The 293-nt window shown below is 65.2% G+C and carries 1 pseudogene; it reads right to left on the reverse strand.

Annotated elements, in window-relative coordinates:
- Nucleotides 1-293: pseudogene (locus AC6CHO_RS17230) on the reverse strand (HNH endonuclease); the annotation flags it as partial.

Raw genomic sequence — 293 nt, forward strand, 5'->3', positions numbered from 1 at the left:
GGGGTGCGGCAGCGCCGGTCCCGGGTTCTGATGAACTTCTTCATTTTCTCCGGGAAGATCCGTGCTGTGGAGTCCATCGCGATCAGCTCCCGGTCCCCGGGAGCGGTATAGAGGCGGATCAGCTCGATGGTGGCTTCCAACGCGTGGATGAAGGCCGGGGGCCGGGTGGCGGCCATTTCCGCGAGGGTCATGTTGTTCAGGATTTCCTGCCCGGCGAGCAGTTCTCGCGCGTATTGCGGGGCGATGACTCCGTAGCCGTCCAGGTAGGCCGGCTGCCGGTCGCCGAGGAAGAG

It is taken from the genome of Glutamicibacter sp. GQ173 (genome assembly GCF_059759215.1).